This is a genomic window from Microbulbifer maximicatervae (SeqCode) (assembly GCF_052467615.1).
Genome location: NZ_CP174319.1, coordinates 2,894,020 through 2,910,668, shown reverse-complemented (window position 1 = coordinate 2,910,668; position 16,649 = coordinate 2,894,020). Strand labels below are relative to the sequence as shown.

The 16,649-nt window shown below is 42.6% G+C and carries 14 protein-coding genes; 5 read left to right on the top strand and 9 right to left on the bottom strand.

Going from position 1 to position 16,649, the window contains the following annotated elements; translation table 11 throughout:
- Positions 1–85 precede the first annotated feature (85 nt).
- A complete protein-coding gene (locus ACJJIM_RS12875) occupies positions 86–1,201 on the top strand; it encodes a manganese-dependent inorganic pyrophosphatase (RefSeq protein ID WP_444911164.1) in 1,116 nt (371 codons plus the stop codon).
- A gap of 361 nt (positions 1,202–1,562) precedes the next feature.
- Here ACJJIM_RS12875 and ACJJIM_RS12870 read toward each other — a convergent pair whose 3' ends face one another.
- The 3 genes from ACJJIM_RS12870 to ACJJIM_RS12860 all read right to left on the bottom strand — a co-directional run bounded on the left by ACJJIM_RS12870 (position 1,563) and on the right by ACJJIM_RS12860 (position 5,215).
- Entirely contained in the window at positions 1,563–1,784 is a 222-nt protein-coding gene (locus ACJJIM_RS12870) for a hypothetical protein (RefSeq protein WP_444911163.1), read from the bottom strand.
- A 104-nt stretch (positions 1,785–1,888) separates the two neighbouring features.
- Complete coding sequence (locus ACJJIM_RS12865; RefSeq protein WP_444911162.1) at positions 1,889–2,866, bottom strand: trypsin-like serine peptidase; 978 nt, start codon at positions 2,864–2,866, stop codon at positions 1,889–1,891.
- 771 nt (positions 2,867–3,637) lie between these two features.
- Positions 3,638–5,215 (bottom strand): phytoene desaturase family protein, encoded by a 1,578-nt coding sequence (locus tag ACJJIM_RS12860; protein WP_413662639.1) that lies wholly within the window; start codon positions 5,213–5,215, stop codon positions 3,638–3,640.
- 573 nt (positions 5,216–5,788) lie between these two features.
- Here ACJJIM_RS12860 and ACJJIM_RS12855 point away from each other — a divergent pair.
- Positions 5,789–6,925, top strand: a complete 1,137-nt coding sequence (locus tag ACJJIM_RS12855; RefSeq protein ID WP_413662638.1) for a serine hydrolase domain-containing protein — start codon at positions 5,789–5,791, stop codon at positions 6,923–6,925.
- Positions 6,926–7,052: 127 nt separating this feature from the next.
- Here ACJJIM_RS12855 and ACJJIM_RS12850 read toward each other — a convergent pair whose 3' ends face one another.
- On the bottom strand, positions 7,053–8,162 hold the full coding sequence (locus tag ACJJIM_RS12850) for an oxidoreductase (RefSeq protein WP_444911161.1): 1,110 nt from the start codon (positions 8,160–8,162) through the stop codon (positions 7,053–7,055).
- Between the two features lie 100 nt (positions 8,163–8,262).
- Here ACJJIM_RS12850 and ACJJIM_RS12845 point away from each other — a divergent pair, with 100 nt between their 5' ends.
- A complete protein-coding gene (locus ACJJIM_RS12845) occupies positions 8,263–9,159 on the top strand; it encodes a LysR family transcriptional regulator (protein ID WP_413662636.1) in 897 nt (298 codons plus the stop codon).
- Positions 9,160–9,267: 108 nt separating this feature from the next.
- On the opposite strand, the gene ACJJIM_RS12840 is transcribed toward ACJJIM_RS12845, so the two are convergent.
- The 4 genes from ACJJIM_RS12840 to ACJJIM_RS12825 are packed head-to-tail and all read right to left on the bottom strand — an operon-like array spanning position 9,268 to position 11,883.
- On the bottom strand, positions 9,268–9,876 hold the full coding sequence (locus ACJJIM_RS12840) for a DNA-3-methyladenine glycosylase I (RefSeq protein WP_413662635.1): 609 nt from the start codon (positions 9,874–9,876) through the stop codon (positions 9,268–9,270).
- A gap of 9 nt (positions 9,877–9,885) precedes the next feature.
- Complete coding sequence (locus ACJJIM_RS12835) at positions 9,886–10,188, bottom strand: YciI family protein (RefSeq protein ID WP_413662634.1); 303 nt, start codon at positions 10,186–10,188, stop codon at positions 9,886–9,888.
- Between the two features lie 26 nt (positions 10,189–10,214).
- Positions 10,215–10,787 carry a TetR/AcrR family transcriptional regulator gene (locus ACJJIM_RS12830; protein ID WP_413662633.1) on the bottom strand — a complete coding sequence of 191 codons (573 nt, stop codon included), beginning with the start codon at positions 10,785–10,787 and terminating at the stop codon, positions 10,215–10,217.
- 10 nt (positions 10,788–10,797) lie between these two features.
- On the bottom strand, positions 10,798–11,883 hold the full coding sequence (locus ACJJIM_RS12825) for an alkene reductase (RefSeq protein WP_444911160.1): 1,086 nt from the start codon (positions 11,881–11,883) through the stop codon (positions 10,798–10,800).
- 174 nt (positions 11,884–12,057) lie between these two features.
- Here ACJJIM_RS12825 and ACJJIM_RS12820 point away from each other — a divergent pair, with 174 nt between their 5' ends.
- Positions 12,058–12,765 carry an alpha/beta fold hydrolase gene (locus tag ACJJIM_RS12820; protein ID WP_444911159.1) on the top strand — a complete coding sequence of 236 codons (708 nt, stop codon included), beginning with the start codon at positions 12,058–12,060 and terminating at the stop codon, positions 12,763–12,765.
- A gap of 740 nt (positions 12,766–13,505) precedes the next feature.
- Positions 13,506–14,990, top strand: a complete 1,485-nt coding sequence (locus ACJJIM_RS12815) for an APC family permease (protein ID WP_444911158.1) — start codon at positions 13,506–13,508, stop codon at positions 14,988–14,990.
- 442 nt (positions 14,991–15,432) lie between these two features.
- Here the strand turns inward: ACJJIM_RS12815 and ACJJIM_RS12810 are convergent, their stop codons facing one another.
- Positions 15,433–16,080: an MOSC domain-containing protein gene (locus tag ACJJIM_RS12810; protein ID WP_444911157.1), complete on the bottom strand. Its 648-nt coding sequence runs from the start codon at positions 16,078–16,080 to the stop codon at positions 15,433–15,435.
- Between the last annotated feature and the right edge of the window lie 569 nt (positions 16,081–16,649).

Below are 16,649 nucleotides of genomic sequence, written 5' to 3'. Positions count from 1 at the left end.
TGAGGAAATGGTATGGCTGGTTGCAACACCGGCTATCTATCAAAGTTTCTATTTCACTGCCGCTAGATTACTGTGGAGGGTGCCAATGAGATTTTTGATTTTATGTCTGGCGACATTAGGTAAGTACGGACCAAAGGGTTTTCCCAATCAGTTTTTGAGAGTCATATTTTCACTTAGCTTAGCTGTGGGTGTCACATCAAATGCGCAGGAATCCAGTTCTTCAGAACTGGAGGGCGATAAGTTATCTACTGCTGACTATTTAAGGAAGGAGTTAAAAAGCAGGCAGAATTTAGTTTGGATCGGGCATAAAGTCCCCGATACTGATTCTGTTAGCGGAAGCTTACTAGCAGCCTTTATTTATGGTGGTAAGCCTGGAACACCCAGTAAAGTTAATCCTGAAACTCGCTTTGCAATTGATCAATGTGGTGCTGATGAGCCAAAAATAATCGAAAAGTTTTCAGGAAAGGCTGTTGGCTTAGTTGATTTTAATCAAAGCACACAATTGCCAACTGGAATTGACCCAGACTCGATTGTAGCAATAGTCGACCATCATGCGATTGGCGGATCACCAATTAATATTCCGAATGTAATTAGTATAGAGATAAGGCCCTGGGGATCGACCGCCACGATTTTGACTGACCATGCACGCATGTTTGACATTGAACTGCCGATTCATTTGGCGTGTATGGGGTTGGCCGCAGTTCTTTCGGATACGGTTAACCTGACATCACCTACCACAACTGAATACGATAGAGCTTATGTTCAAATACTGGCCAAGAGAGCTGGCATAGATGATATCAATAAATTCGCAGAGCGTATGTTGATGGCAAAATCTGATTTGGGTGGCTTTTCGGCTAAGGATATCATTTTACTCGACTATAAGGACTTTGAATTTGGGGGAAAAGAAGTTGGCATCGGTGTTGCTGAAACGCTGATAGCCCAGCCGTTGATTAATAGGAGATACGAGCTGCAATCTGCTATGGGCGAGATAAAGAAAGAGAAAGGTATCGATCATTTGATCTTCGCAATCGTTGACACTCGTGAAAATCGATCTTATCTGCTTTGGAGTGATGACCAAGATAAGGCTGTTGTTATCTCGGCATTTGGAGATCATGTAGTCGATGACATGGTTGTTGCTGAGGGGGTGATTTCACGGAAACGCCAAATTGGTCCTGCGATTCAACGAGCCCTAGAGAAGTAAAAAGGGAGATAAGAGAAATGAGAGTGGCTGGGCCTGTGTCAGTTGCGCGACTTCACTACTATCCCTCCTAAAAGAGCTATAGCAACCAGTAGGGACTATCACTTGACCGGACGATCTCGGGTTAGTGTTTCGAGCTGCATATGCTCCTATTACTAGCTGAGGAGTAGATTTCTGTTTAAAGCTCATTATTCCTTGATTGGTGGAGCACTGCTATGGTCGGAAAAAACCTGAGCTAGAATAATAAGGAGGAAAGGTCGTTAGATTAATTTCGGTGTTTTGGAACTATAATCTGCTGTGGCGGGTTTTTACTATTAACACGAACCTATAAAAAATTATCATTCGCGCGTAGGTAAAGAGAAAACTAGCGAGATGAACTATATTTATTTGACAGGGACTTCAGCTTCTCGGCTGTCTCAAAATCGGAACTAAACCATATCTGTAATGGATAGGACTCAAGAATAACCACATCTTTTACCTTTCCTAATTCTTCCAGACGCTGTACTTCCTGTAAAACTGGATCAGGTGTTTTTAGGCTGCCTCTCACCATTATTCGCTGCCATTCGGGTTCATCATCTGCCATCATTCCACATGCACTTAGAAAAAATATTAAAGAAATTAGCGTTCTCATACTTTTAAAAAAGGCGCCCAAGGGCGCCTTATCCTAAATTTGGGTGAAGTAATTTTACTTTATGGGTAATTCTCAATCCAATCCTGCAAAGTGTTATAGACGGAGCTGGTTATACGCGTTCCACAGTTTTGCGAGGATGATCCAGTTGTGTGGATTCCGCGAACACTGTTGGACGTGTCTTTAATCCCACTGCCACTCTGACCGCCAGCTGTATCTAATGTGTAACACACTCTGTATGTACTTGAAGACGTGCTACCGGAATCTGTCCACATAGTAGCAAATGGCTTATCTCCTGGGTATCCAGTAACACTATGAGTGCCGCCAGAATAGACACCCCATCCGGAATATCCATTGTGTGGTGGTTCCGCTAACACAATAATTGCATAGTCATAGTTCGTATCTGAATTATTATGCCAAGCACTGGTAGTCACAGCATTTGTCCAGGATTCACTCCCCCAGGGCTCATAATTACCAGATTGAGCCACTGTAAAATCAAGAGAACTATACCAGTTGCCGGAGCCATCAGAAACACAATGTCCTGCTGTTAGCACATGCTTTGCGGTAATCAATGTACCGGTACAGCCTACATCAATGCGGCCATTGTACCAGTGAGGATTTTGCACGGTATTAGTAATTTGAACTCTGTCGTCGGTACCAATTACAACTGTGGGGAGCAGTTGTTCCTCACCACGAATCATGGTGGGCGCCTGTCCTTTTGATGAAAAAATCCTTGAATCCAAACCATGAGATTCAATAATTGCTATCGCTTGCTCCAATAGCGATAAGGATTCTTGATCTACTTCTGCAGTATATTGCCTACCGTCTGGAGTAACCGAAACAGCTCTTAAAGAAGCGGTGCGTTCCATTAACGTATATTCTTTACTTACTGCGGCATCATTGACTACCGGTTGTTTTGCGACATTATGACCGCTTATAAAACTTGCGGTTTGGTCTATCTCAACAAAGTTATAAAGGGGGGCTGCATGGGATGCCCCTGAGAGCACTACCAATGAAAGAAAAATATGACTTCTGTTCATATCTGATCCCTCTAAATTAATAGGTTTTAAGTAGTGGTACAGCCATTTTTGTTTTCGCACTTAATTTATGTGCGGGCGCATAATATAGTACCGCCGTACATGTTTACAACTCGATGATAGTTAATTAGAAAATAACCGGCGCCAGTTTTTATGTGAGAGAAAGCAGAAAATATTTGCCTAAAAGATTATATTAATTGCTTTAGGTGTTGAGGGTTTTGTGGTTGCTAATATTTGTTAAAGTATTGAGTGGATAAGCTAAGATTTTTTAGTATGCGAACATTAAATTAATTGGTTCATAGTGAGGTCTATGTCATTTGTCCAATGTTTCTCGCAGCTGAAGATTATCACTTGCTCAGCTTATGGTTGCATATTATCTTGGTTATTATTTAAATAGGAAGTGTTTATGTAAGAGATATAGAGCTCGGAAGTGTAGGAATCAGCAAGATAAATAAACTGTTATAGAAGTGCTATTTTCTAAATCAGCTGCGGCGACAGATACCCATTAAAGTCGTGAAGAACCTTGATGGCTATAAATGGAAGAGGGCTATAATCAAAATAAAGGTTTTTGTGGCGCTGGGCACTAGATATTCAATCATCCTCAAAGGAAATAAATGTTTGGCACTCATATATTTTGAAGCGCCAGAGGGATCTGTGAAGTGTTCGAAATAGGTACTCCAACTATTTAAAATAGCAGATTCTTTAGAGCTACTAGTTGGAATCAAGACTAATTGGTAGTAAAGCGGTAAAGGGCCCGCATACTGCAGGCCACTCTTATCTATCTCTGAGAATCTCCATAGCAGCATTATGCCCAGGTACTCCAGTAACTCCGCCTCCCGGGTGGCTACCCGAGCCACAGAGATACAGATCCTGTATCGGTGTGCGGTAATCTGCAAAGCCCATAAAGGGGCGATTACTCCATAGTTGGTCCAGTCCTAGGGCACCATGGAATATATCACCCCCCATGAGGCCAAATTTGCGCTCTAAATCTAGCGGTGAGTGAATTTGTTGGGCGATTACCGCATCACGAAAATTGGGAGCATAGTTTGTGACAGTATCGATAATTGTTTTTGCAGCTTGGTCACGATAGTCGTCCCAGCTTTTTCCTTGCGGAAGTTCTGGAGCGAATTGCTGGCAAAATAGGCTGGCGACATGTTTGCCTTCTGGAGCAAGAGTAGGATCGATGGTGGAGGGGATCAATATTTCTACAATGGGGTGTGTTGACCAGCCGTATTGAGTTGCATCGACAAAGGCCTGCTCCAAGTAGGTCATTGTTGGACCAATGACTATCCCAGATTGATGATGCTGTTGTAGGTGAGTTCCAGGCTTACAGATGAAGTCTGGGAGTTCAGACAGTGCTACATTCATACGGAAAGTACCGGAACCTACCCTGAATCCACGTACGCGGCGGCGGAACTCTGGCTCTAGGTGTTGTTCGTCAATCATCCGGGAGTAAAGCAGCTTGGGACCGACATTGGCGATTACTTTGTCAGCCGTAATAGTTTTTCCACTGCTAAGTCGTACGCCGTTGGCACGACTACGGTCTACCAGAACTTCTTTGACTTCCGCATCTGTACGAATATTGACCCCAAGGCGCTCAGCTTCTTTTCGCATGGCTTGAGTGATAGCGCCCATACCGCCCATAGCATGTCCCCAAGCGCCTTTCTCACCGTTAGCCTCGCCAAATACATGGTGTAACAGCACGTAGGCAGAGCCAGGAGTGCTGGGAGCTGCATAATTTCCGACTATAGAGTCGAAAGCAAATGCAGCTTTGACATGGTCATTTTCAAACCAGGCATCCAATACACTTGAAGCACTCTTGGTGAACAGGTCAAGTGCATCGCGACGAGATGACATACTCAACTTTTTCGCTCTTAAGCCAAAGCCCCCAGCACGAACTAAATCCACAAAGCCACCGCCCACATTAGGGGGAGAGCGGAGTAATTCCTCGCGCAAAATATCTGCTACGGTTTCCAGCATGGCATAAAAGTTAGGTAAGGTAGCTGCGTCCTTTTCTGAGAAACGTGCAATCTCAGCTTGTGTATCCAAGATATTTTTATGGAAAGAGAGACTTTCACTATTTGAAAGTGGAAAGAAGTTAGCTTGTGGCCGTAACTTGATTTCCAAGCCATGTTCACGGAGATTGAGATCTTCGATGATTTTCGGGTTGAGTAAACTTACTGTGTAGCTTGCTACAGAATTTCTAAATCCCGGGTAGAACTCTTCAGTTACTGCTGCCCCTCCGACTATAGATCGGCGTTCAAGGATCGTTACTTTTTTCCCTGCTTTTGCTAAATAACAAGCGCAGACCAAGCCGTTATGACCACCACCAATAATCACATAATCCTTCATTATTATTCTCTATATGGATAAGGACTAGTATGAATATTTACAGAAAACTATCAAAAGATAAAGAGTGTTTTTTGGGTTTCAGTTTTGGAGCGATAACTTTAGTCATTACTTATCTGTTTTAGGGTATTGGGGAAGCGGAATTCAAATGCCCTAACTCCAGATAATGTGGTTTAAGTAAGTCTAAAGTAACTAGAGCTGAAGAAAAAATAACTGCTGAAGTTATTTAGATGTAAATTAAAATACAACATGCTTCTGAGTATTGGTAGGGCGCCAGATGTTGAGGTTTATCTAATCTTGATCAGATAAAGACAATATCGCAGGTTGCAGTCATTTGGTGCTTTTGATTTTCGCCAACGACTACCTATATACGGATGGAGAATAATGTTCCTTAAATTCAAAACTGTTCATGTATGTTCTTATCAATCCTGCAATATATCAATAATTGAGTTGAGTTATGAAAGAGATGTAGTTCAGTTGATGGTTATTTTTTAATTGTCTGGGTTATGTTTGAGTGATAAAGTCAATTAGTAAATGTCTTTATTTAGTATGTGAAGGTTAAAAGGATTTAATAATATGTACAAACGTATAAGTTTAAGTACTGTACTTTCTTTATGTTCGGTATTTCTCGCTGAAAATTCAGTAGCGCATACGAGTGACTTGGATAGTCTTTTTATAAATGCGGTTTCTGAGGAGTCTGTGCCTGGGATTAGCGTGGCTGTAGGGGAAAATGGGCATGTTCGATGGGCAAGAGGTTATGGTTTTGCTGACCTCGAATCTCATGTTCCAATGACTAGAAGAACCAAATTGAGAATCGCCAGTGTTTCGAAAGTTATCACAGCAGCTGCTCTCATGAGGTTGAAAGAACAGGGGATTATTGAGTTGGACACCTATGTCTCTTCGCTGGTAGAGGCTTGGCCTGATTCACACGCTGATATTAGCTTAAGACAGATAACAAATCATACTTCAGGGATTCGCCACTACCAATCTTTGGGGGAATTTCTTTACAATGTGGAGTATAGTTCCACAATAGATGCGTTAGATCTTTTTAAGGGTGACGATTTACTTTTCTATCCTGGGACAGACTCTAATTACTCGACCTATGCTTGGACATTGCTCGCTGCCGCAATGGAATCTGCATCAGGAACTGAATTTAAAAAGTTAGTTCAAGAGGAAGTATTTGATCCTTTGAGCCTCAAAAATAGTATTTTTGATGAAAACTCTCCCATAATTCCCCACAGGCAAAGAGCTTATTCTTACTGGGGAGGAAGTCTAATCAACTCTCCAGAAGTAAATAGTAGCTATAAATATGCTGGCGGAGGTATGCTCTCTACACCAAGTGACCTGGTTAGGTTTGCTATGTCACATCTTGATAGTGGCTATCTGAGTGATGAATCGCTTTCTGAGCTTTTTAGCCCAGGAACTCTAACAAGTGGTGAGGAAGTAAGCTACGGAATTGGTTGGATTGTTGACTTTATCAGTTTAAGCGATTGGTATGATCCGGAGGAGGATGCGGAGCTGATTAGAGTTATCGAGGAGCATCCAAACATTAAATTGATGAGCGGTGAAGGAGTTGGCGGAAGTACCATGCTAATGCTTTGCCCTGATCATGCCCGCTCTATAAGCGTTGTCAAGAATGTAGATAGTGATCAAACGGCTGACTTGATAGAGCTATCTCTGAAAACATTAGATATTTTCCATAATAAAAACTAATTAATTTAAGGTGTCAGAAAGCTAAAGTTGCTAATTTTAAGATTACCCTTCACTCGCTTAGAGCCATTTTCTGGTCTACAAGGAGGGGAAGGGTAATTAAATTCCTCCGCCGTCCTCAGGTGACTATTTAACTGTTTCTTCGAAAATAATCGCGAGCACATTCCAGTGTCGCATGGGGTGAAAGCATATCAAAAGTAAAGTTCTTTGGAGTCCGATTTTGTTTTATGGTATTTGGCCAGTCCTGATTGGCCAGGGCCGTTTTACCAAGCGAGATGATATCTGCTTCATTGTTTTTTAGGACCTGAGCTGCGAGTTTTGGGTCTGTAATTCCGCCGTTGGCAATAACCGGTAGAGTACTATATTTCCTTGCCAGACTTGCTAATGAGTTACTGTTTTCAAAGGCGGGAGTGTCTATTTTTGGTTCGGTGGTATGAATATAGTCGGTACCACATTGCTTCATTAGCTCGAAAACTTCGGCAGCTCCAGCTTCGCCTTCAGGCCAAATATAGTTGGTATCATTCACTTTTTTCTGAGAGAAACGAACGCCCACTACAAAGTCCTTTCCGACCGCTGCCCTTACTGATTCAAGTGTTTCCTTGTAAATACGTAAACGGTTAGTGAGTACTCCTCCATAACAGTCTTTTCGTTTGTTGGTATAGGTGGTTAAAAATTGGTCTAACAAGTAGCCATTGGCACCGTGTATCTCAACACCGTCAAAGCCGGCAAGTTGTGCCATGCGGGCAGCCTGAGCGAAGCCCTCAACAACCATTGCAATATCTCGCTGTGTCATGGCTTCCGGCATGGGATAGAGGCCTTCACCATAGTAGAAGGGCATTTGACTTCCCTGGGGACGAACCTTAGAGGGGCCAGCATTTTGATCGGTATAGGGGTTATATTGCGAAAGGGCGCCGGCATGCATCAATTGGGCATATATCCGGGCTCCTTGCCTATGAACTCTTGAGATAATCGGCTTCCAGCTCTGTGCATGATCGTGATTGGCCATACCGGGTTGATACTTGTAACCCTGACTGTAAAGTCTATCTGTATATAATCCCTCGGTAATAATCAGCCCAAACCCTCCGTGGGCAAATCCCTCATAGTACTCTTCCATCAGTGGACCAATGCGACCATCCAGCCCGGCGCTGACCCGTGTCATCGGTGCGACTGCGAGCCTGTTGGGCATACGTAAGTTACCGATTTCAACGGTGTTGAATAGATTTTGATATTTGATAGCCATAAATATTTCTTACCCATTAAGATTTTTCATATTTTGACAATTAACGAATTGTTGTGTAAATCAGACATTAGGTAATTACAGTTTCAACTATTTATTGAATATGGCAGGAATTAATCAATTAGAGAGCTTGAGGGTTTTCAGTACGGTCGTGGAGTGTGGAAGCTTTACCAGCGCTGCAAAACGTTTGGGTGTGTCTGCAGCTTGGGTTTCTAAGTCGGTAGAGCGATTGGAATCTCGCCTGGGAACCACGCTTTTGCGCCGCAGTACTCGGCATATGCAGGTGACTAGCTCCGGGGAACGGTGTTACATGCGGGCACTTGAAGTGCTCAGCAAGTGGGATGCTTTAGAGGATGACTTGTGTGAATCCAATGAAAGCCCTAGAGGAAAGTTACGGATTGGCGTCCCGATGTCTTGGGGGTTATCCAAGTTCGGTTCTATTTTGAATATGTTTATGGATCGGTACCCGGAAATCCTTCTAGATATTCAAATGGGAGATCATTATGTGAATGTGCTAGAAGAGAAGTTTGATCTTGTGCTACGGCTAACTAATGAGCTAGCTGATAGCGCCTTGTTATGCCGAAAAATTACCAGTTATCATCGAGTTGCCTGTGCGGCGCCTGAGTACCTTAAACAATATGGGGAGCCAGGCCACCCCCGTGAGTTAAGTGACCATCACTGTTTGGTATATACCCTACCGGGTAAACCCAGCGTGTGGCAGTTTAAAGATAAAGGTAAATGGCTCGATATTTATCTGGAACCTAGGTTGACTTCTAATAACAGTAAATTACTCCATTGTGCTTTGTTAGAGGGGAAGGGCATTGCACTGATTCCCCATTTTATCATTGAAGATGATCTTAGAGAGGGGCGATTAGTCCCGATTTTGACAAGCTTTCAAACTGCTGAATTAAACCTCTATTCTCTTAGGCCTGGGGACCGTATGTCCTCCTATCGATTAAAATTACTATACAATTTTATATGTGAGCAGCTTGGTGAGTAAGATTGGGGATGTATCAGAGGTAATATCTTTTACCTTGGGTGCATCCCCTATCAAGCTCTACCCTTTTATAGATTACCTATGATCGTGCGGATTAGTTCTAGTTAAGCATTAGGGTTTTACAAACTTATTTCTTGCACTCTCTATCTTAGATCGCGTGACACATCCCTCTAGATGGTCATTAATTAATCCCATTGCTTGCATAAAGGCATAGACAGTTGTAGGCCCTACAAATTTCCAGCCTAACTTTTTCAAATCTTTCGATAATATGATCGATTCATTTGAGGTAGACATGGACTGAGGCTTGCCAAGCATCTCTTTTTTAGGTTCGTATCTCCAGAGAAATGATGCAAGAGATCCTTCTTTCTTTACGATTTCCTTGGCACATTTGGCATTATTAATAACGGCTTCGATTTTACCTCGGTGTCGGACTATTCCCTCATTTGATAGCAGTTTTTCCACATTTGTATTGGTAAAACGGGCTACTTTATTAAAGTTAAATCCATAAAAAGCTTCCCGAAAGTTTTCTCTTTTGGCAAGAATTGTACGCCAGCTTAAACCAGACTGAAAACCTTCCAGGCATAGCTTTTCAAATAGGCGAAAATCGTCACTAACTGGAAAGCCCCATTCTCTGTCATGGTACTCCAGGAAATCTGGTGCAGAAGCGCACCAGTTGCAACGGTATTTACCATCATGACTTTGAATAAGTTGCGCGGCCATACTAATTACCTAACCGTTTGTCTCTGGGTCTAATAAAAATTCAAGCTGCGGACTAGCCTTGGATGAATCAATTTCTATGACATCGGCACTAACCACTTTTTCAGATACGAAAGGGTCTTGTTCGATGCGTATTAGCAATTCTTCATAAGTGGTGTTAAATGCTAGGATACCTCCACCAATTCCAGGTTTTATACTTCCAGACAGTATAAAAACTCCATCATCGAAGCCTTTCTGTAACCACTCCTTATGGCCAGTCATATATTTTGCTGCTTGTGATTTTCTTTCTGAAAATTTTAACAAAATAATAAACATATACTCACAGTTCCTTGTAAATAGCGCTAAGCTTTCGTCTTGTATGTGTCAACCCAAGAGCACATTTTATTGACTTCGTACTCAACATAGTCCTTGTCCTGAAAAGCATTTGCTAAGGTTGCAACACCCTGGCTCCAAGAGAGAACCTGTAGAGCTAGTTTATCGGCATCAGTATTGGGATTTAGTTGTGTAAATTGTGTTTTTAGCCACTCCCGAAACAGACTGAAAATTTTATTGGCATCCTCTCGCCCTACATGGTTCAACTTGGCAAGTTCATTGGAGAGAGTACCTACGGGACAGCCGAAATCTCTGATCTTATCCCAGTTGGTAATGACAATACGGATATAACATTTTAACCGTTGCTCAGATGTATTCCCTTGTGCTTCCCATTCTTCAAGCATTGCTTGGGTTTTTTGCAATCTTCTCTCTATGACACCAGATAGAATTTGATCTTTAGTCTTGAAATGGTGGTAGAAGTTTCCGCGAGAAATATTTAAAAGATTAGCGATATCCTTGAATGAGGTATGCTCAAAACCCTGTTGATAAAATAAGTCATCTGCTATTGCGATGATTCGCTCGCGGGTGTCTAGTTTTTCCATATCGATTACTTTACTGATTTTCTACTTGGGTTGAGGCAAATGGGTAGTCAGTGTAGCCTTTTTCATCTCCACCGTAAAAAGTTGAGTGATCGGCTTGATTGAGTGATATGCCTTGTTTTAGTCGGTAAACTAAATCAGGGTTGGCTAAAAATGGTGTTCCAAATGCAATTAGATCGGCATTATTGCTTTTCAGGGATTTTTGGGCCAGTTCGAGATTATAGCCATTATTCGCGATATACACACCCTTAAAGCATTCGCGTAAAGCTGGATAATTTACGGTTCTCTCTTTTTTCATCATATCGCCTTCCAGAATATGAACGTAGGCAATATTCCGGTTACTTAGCTGCTCTAAAACATACTCGAAATTTTCTTGTGGGTTAGAGTCAGACATTGAGTTAAAACTATTCTCTGGTGTTAGACGCACGCCTATACGGTTTGAAGGCCAAGTTTCCATCACGGAATCAATTATTTCGTTTAAAAGACGCATGCGATTCTCTATATTTCCACCATAGAGGTCGTTGCGATGATTAGTCCCGTCACGCAGAAATTGATCAATCAGATACCCGTTAGCGCCGTGAACTTCAACTCCATCAAAGCCGGCCTCTTTAGCCATTTGTGCAGCAAAGCCAAATTGCTCCACGATTTTTGGAATCTCACTAGTTTTTAGTGCACGAGGAAGAGCAAAGTCCTTATGCCCCTCGTAGGTAACCGCTTGCCCAATTGGTTTAATTGCAGATGCGCTCACGGGAGCCTTTTTATCTGGTTGTAGGTCGGGATGGGAAATGCGCCCGCAATGTTGCAGCTGTATAAAAATTTTCCCACCAGCTTGATGTACTGCATGGGTTAACTTCCTCCAACCATCAACTTGATCAGCGGTGTATATACCTGTCGTGTAAGGGTATCCCACACCTTGCGTAGAGATAGGAGATGATTCAGCGATAATTAGGCCAGCGCTTGCCCGCTGTTGGTAGTGCGTAACCATCATGGGTGTTACGACTCCATTTTTGTCCGCTCGATTTCGCGTCATCGGCGCCATAACCATGCGGTTTGTAAGTCGAAGACCTGATAAATCGAAGGATTGAAATAGATTTGCCATGCTGTACTTCCTCTTTAACTAGCATTACAGGGTCTAGGACGCTTGACCTAGAATCAATAATGCTAGGTCAGGCGTCCTATACCTGTCAACCGTTTATCATTTGGGATGGGGGTGGAAGCTAAAAGTGGCGATAATTCATACAGGTGGAGTGCCTGGTCGTGGGGTTAAGTCTTTATGGCAACATTTGTTCTGGTACACGGTGCTTGGCAGGGAGGCTGGTGTTGGAAGCGGGTATCAGCGTTTCTTAGGCGGTACGGCCATGAGGTTTATAGCCCAACTCTGACGGGGCTCGGAGAAAGGGCGCACCTTTTAGATGGCACAATCAACCTGGATACGCATATACAAGACATTCTGGGTGTTATCGCATGTGAAGAGTTAACGGATATTGTCTTGTGTGGCCACAGTTATGGTGGAGTGGTAATAACCGGTGTGGCTGATAAGGTTCACCAGCATATACGATCCCTTGTCTATCTTGATGCCTTAGTTCCAGAGGATGGGCAAAACGTCTTAGATCTTTTGCCTGTAGAGGTCGGGTTGAGTTTTCAGGATATTGCCAGAACTCAGGGTGATGGATTTCGCGTAGCGCCAAGTCCTGCAATAGATTTCGGGGTTAACATTCAAGATCAGGCGTGGGTGGATCGGCGCTGTGTCGACCATCCACTGGGATCATTTGAGCAACCGATTCAACTACAGGGCTTATGGAAGCAAGTTGGTCGGCACCGGTACATCTATGCATCGGGCTGGGCACCAGGAATTGGTAGGCCGTTCTTTGAGAGAGCTCAGAAAGAACTTGGTTGGGAGACGATAAACCTTCCCTGTGGTCATGATGTGATGCTAGATATGCCCAAAGAACTTACCCAAATTTTGATAGCCTCGATATAGCGATAGCCGCGCTACTTTAGCAACTTATATGGGGCACCCCTTATGGATGCTCCAATGAGAGATGGGTCAAGTATGTCTCTGTATAATTAAAGTGCGTGTCGATATAAAAAATAATTGATCTATTGAATCCAAGTTTTGTGTTGACTACGCCTAATTACATAGTGAAGAAATCAAAGAGAAAAAACATTTCCTCGGTTGCGGGTGGGTGGCATAAATCTAGGGGAGCAAGATAAGCCATGGTTGGTACTACATCACGGTGGCGTGACTGATGATGCGGCTACGGCTTACCTTTTAGTTGTTCCTGAATGTAAGGCCTCTATAGCTTTTGCGACTAACTATGTGCCAGAAAAATTCTGGCGGATGCGGGGGCGTATGGCGTCAATCTTGAAAGAATACCTTGGTGTTGAAAGATGCAACCGCTGGGATTTCCTTCAGCCCTCTGTATAGTTGCGTTAACTTTTATGTATCTTCATTGCTGCATACGTTGAGCGTGCCTCCCTGCTGACAGCCCTAAGCTTTTGGAAAGGCGAGTTGATGCTCATGTCAAATTTCTATAAGGCCTTTAAAGGCTTCTATACAATATCTCCATTTTCAATTTTGACTTATACCTGAAGTAGAAAGAGATAACTTACTGTTTTTGGTTGAAATGAACTGGGCTGGCTAAACTAAAGATACTAGTAGCAGGAGCTATCAGATTAAATAGAGAAGACGCCTGCATAACACTATAGAAAACGGTCGATATGGGTTGTGCCAAAGGCGGAAAAAAACGCGTTTCTCTGTTGAGTGCTACGCTGCTTAGTGCCACCTGTATGATAGGTTCGGGCTGGTTGTTTAGTGCGCAGCTTACGGCAAACTATGCTGGTAATTGGGCTTTTGGAGCCTGGATATTAGCGGCGCTTTTGGTCTTGATGGTTGGCTTGTGCCTAAGCCGTGTCGTTGCATTCTACCCAGTCCGAGGAGCCCTCGCTCAATCCAGTGCATTGTCGCACAATAGTATTTTTGGAATGCCATTTGCGTTTGCTAACTGGTTTGGCACATTAATGGTTGTTGCGACCGAGGCGCAGGCAACTACCCAATACCTCTCATCTGCTATAGATTCCTCTTTGTTAATTGACAACCACACCTTGACTCCGTGGGGGAAGGTTCTCGCGTTAAGTATTCTTTTTGTATATTTGCTGATTAACTATTATGGAATACGGTTTCTTGCCAAGATCAATAATGTTGTCACTGTTCTAAAGATATTTACTCCCACCTTTGCAATAGTCGTATTGCTTATAGTTGTATTTAGTAGTGATACAAGTGGGTCAAATTTTTCAATTGACTCTAATCAGGAGTTTGGATTTGGAAGCGCTTTTTCTGCTGTTATTGGGGCAGGTCTAATATATTCGTTTAATGGCTTTCAGATCAGCGTTGCCTTTGCCAGTGAGATAAAACACCCCAAACGCAATATTCCTTTGGCCGTTACTTTATCAATTACAATAATGACGCTTGTTTATCTTGCATTGCAATATGCTTTTATGGCCTCAGTGCCGAACGATCTTCTGGTAGAAAATGGTGGTTGGCAAGGGATTAATTTTGACTCGCCGCTTTTGGACTTGGCGACACTGCTTGGCTTGCACTTTCTTGCGATGATACTACTCGCAGACAGTGTGATAAGTCCCTCGGCATCTGGATATACTTATTTGGGGGCCTCGTCAAGAATTCTATTTGCAATGGCCTCTGTAGGGCAAATGCCACGATGGTTGGCTGTTTTAGATCCTGTACATAATTTATCAAGGCGCTCGATGCTTACTAATTGGTTGATAGCGGCAGTTGTACTTGCTCATGCTGATAGCTGGGCAGCACTTATGGTTATCGTATCTGGCTATCATATAGTTGGATATATGGCCGCCCCCATTAGCATGGGAGCACTTGAACCTGGCAAGAGATACTTTGGGGCTGCTGTTTTTGCTGTACTGGGGGTGCTCATGATTACCATAACTTCATCATCCCTTTTGTTGGTGTGCGCCTCTTTGTCAGTACTTATCTGTATTTATGCATCATTGCATATTGCCAGTATTGGGGTTAAGAAATTATCTGTGTTAGTTCTGCCGTTTATTATATATTTATGGATTTTATATTTTATTCAGTATACTTGGGCGGTAATTGCTTTTTCAGTTGCTTTTTATTTGTTAATATCTTCGAAGCCCTATGTTAAATTTTGCAGGGTATATAATAAGCTGTAGCTTGATGTAAGGTTTTAAATGGTTGGTGTCTGTGATATTGGTAAAAGATTCCAGGGTGTTGGGCGCATCCAAGTACATGAGTGAACCCTTTTGTTAGGGCTAAACATTTAAGTGCTAAGTCAGGAATTCTATTGCCTAGGCCAATTCTGGCATGATCTGTTTAAGTTTTTGCATGCCTGATAATACCTATCATTTTATCCGCAGATATATTGGCAGGTGGTAATAGGGGGTATTCGAGTACAGCTCGCGCAGTAGTATCAAGTTGAAGAAGCCTATTAATTCTTGTTTGTTTAATAGGTTATTACTTTTCTCCAAAAAACTACTACTAAAATATTTAAGTCCGGGGTAGTGCTGGGTTTTAACTTTTACTACACAGCCCTCCTGGAGGCTCACTTTCGGAGGGAGCATAGTTAGTAGGCTGGTGTGACAAATTACTCAATTGTCAGAGCTTAGAGAGCCGCCTTACAGCTTTCTCTCTCCATTCATTGGATAAGGGCTGTAGCTGACTTGCAGTCTGGAGTACTTGCTTGGTATTGGGAAATTGCTTATCAAAAAAAACTCTGAACATAGATCGTATGTCGATTGAGTTTGGAGCTTCAGCTATCTTACAAATCGAATCCCCCTCTTTAATATGCCCCTCTTTAACAACTCTAAAATATACACCGCAATTAAAGCTGCTAGTGAGAATCTTGGCTGCAGCGTCATTATCTAGGGCCATGCTTAGCTTAAAGCAGGGTATTCTGGGTTGACTTACTTCAAGGATACAACTGCCTATGCGGAATTGGTCGCCAACAAAGATATTTTCTTCTCGAAGCCCTTCTACCGTTAGATTCTCACCAAATGCGCCATACTTAAGGCCCTTTCTGCCTAACAGGTTCTCCCAGTAAGGGTAGTGGTCATTAGAAAACGCATATATGGCCATATCTTTGCCGCCATGATTTTTTAAGTCTGCCTGCTCATCTCCTTCCAAATTATTCTTACCAACAAAAACTTTTCCTTGGGCTGGTTTCTTGAAGATCCCCGTTGTTACAGTCTTACCCTTGTATTCATAATCTACTTTTTTGGATACGTTTATAGAAAGGAGTTTCATATTTGCTTATTGGTAGATAATTTATGCAGGACCTGGATCTTAGCAAAATATACGCTTATTGCACAGCTATCCAATGTTGCCTTGACATCCTATAGGACGGCTAACACATATCTGTTTATTGGTTAATGGTTGGAAGATTTATCTCGATACCAGCGCCAGCGATCTTCTTCGTATTCATAGCATATATTATCGCAGTGGATCTTCTTCTCTACGCACCAGTCTTGATTTTCATTATCTCTAATGCAGTCATAGTAGCTATTCTTACAGGTTTTTATACACCTGTTTCGAGCCTCACGATCATGAAGTTCTCCAGCTCTAACATTCACAAAGAGGCAAGAAGTCAGTGTAATTAGAATTGTGATTAGATAGCGTAGCTTTGGCATGGTTAAACGCCGTTTGATTTTGCTCCTGAAGAGTAATGTCACTAGCGATAAATCAGTAAAATATTTGTTGGTTGGTTTGCTGGCAGGCGGGTGTGCGGATGATGAGTGCTAAGCGTGTATTTTCTGATAGAGTGAATGTCACTGTCCTTAGGCTAGGCGGCAACTTTTTTTGAGTTGCCGCCTTAC

Excerpts from the sequence above, each read along its gene's own strand:
- ACJJIM_RS12850 (WP_444911161.1), bottom strand. The coding sequence starts at position 8,162 with ATGGCTATCAAATATCAAAATCTATTCAACACCGTTGAAATCGGTAAC.
- ACJJIM_RS12845 (WP_413662636.1), top strand. The coding sequence starts at position 8,263 with ATGGCAGGAATTAATCAATTAGAGAGCTTGAGGGTTTTCAGTACGGTC.
- ACJJIM_RS12810 (WP_444911157.1), bottom strand. The coding sequence starts at position 16,080 with ATGAAACTCCTTTCTATAAACGTATCCAAAAAAGTAGATTATGAATAC.
- ACJJIM_RS12875 (WP_444911164.1), top strand. The coding sequence starts at position 86 with ATGAGATTTTTGATTTTATGTCTGGCGACATTAGGTAAGTACGGACCA.
- ACJJIM_RS12815 (WP_444911158.1), top strand. The coding sequence starts at position 13,506 with ATGGGTTGTGCCAAAGGCGGAAAAAAACGCGTTTCTCTGTTGAGTGCT.
- ACJJIM_RS12855 (WP_413662638.1), top strand. The coding sequence starts at position 5,789 with ATGTACAAACGTATAAGTTTAAGTACTGTACTTTCTTTATGTTCGGTA.
- ACJJIM_RS12835 (WP_413662634.1), bottom strand. The coding sequence starts at position 10,188 with ATGTTTATTATTTTGTTAAAATTTTCAGAAAGAAAATCACAAGCAGCA.
- ACJJIM_RS12830 (WP_413662633.1), bottom strand. The coding sequence starts at position 10,787 with ATGGAAAAACTAGACACCCGCGAGCGAATCATCGCAATAGCAGATGAC.
- ACJJIM_RS12870 (WP_444911163.1), bottom strand. The coding sequence starts at position 1,784 with ATGATGGCAGATGATGAACCCGAATGGCAGCGAATAATGGTGAGAGGC.
- ACJJIM_RS12840 (WP_413662635.1), bottom strand. The coding sequence starts at position 9,876 with ATGGCCGCGCAACTTATTCAAAGTCATGATGGTAAATACCGTTGCAAC.
- ACJJIM_RS12865 (WP_444911162.1), bottom strand. The coding sequence starts at position 2,866 with ATGAACAGAAGTCATATTTTTCTTTCATTGGTAGTGCTCTCAGGGGCA.
- ACJJIM_RS12820 (WP_444911159.1), top strand. The coding sequence starts at position 12,058 with ATGGCAACATTTGTTCTGGTACACGGTGCTTGGCAGGGAGGCTGGTGT.
- ACJJIM_RS12825 (WP_444911160.1), bottom strand. The coding sequence starts at position 11,883 with ATGGCAAATCTATTTCAATCCTTCGATTTATCAGGTCTTCGACTTACA.
- ACJJIM_RS12860 (WP_413662639.1), bottom strand. The coding sequence starts at position 5,215 with ATGAAGGATTATGTGATTATTGGTGGTGGTCATAACGGCTTGGTCTGC.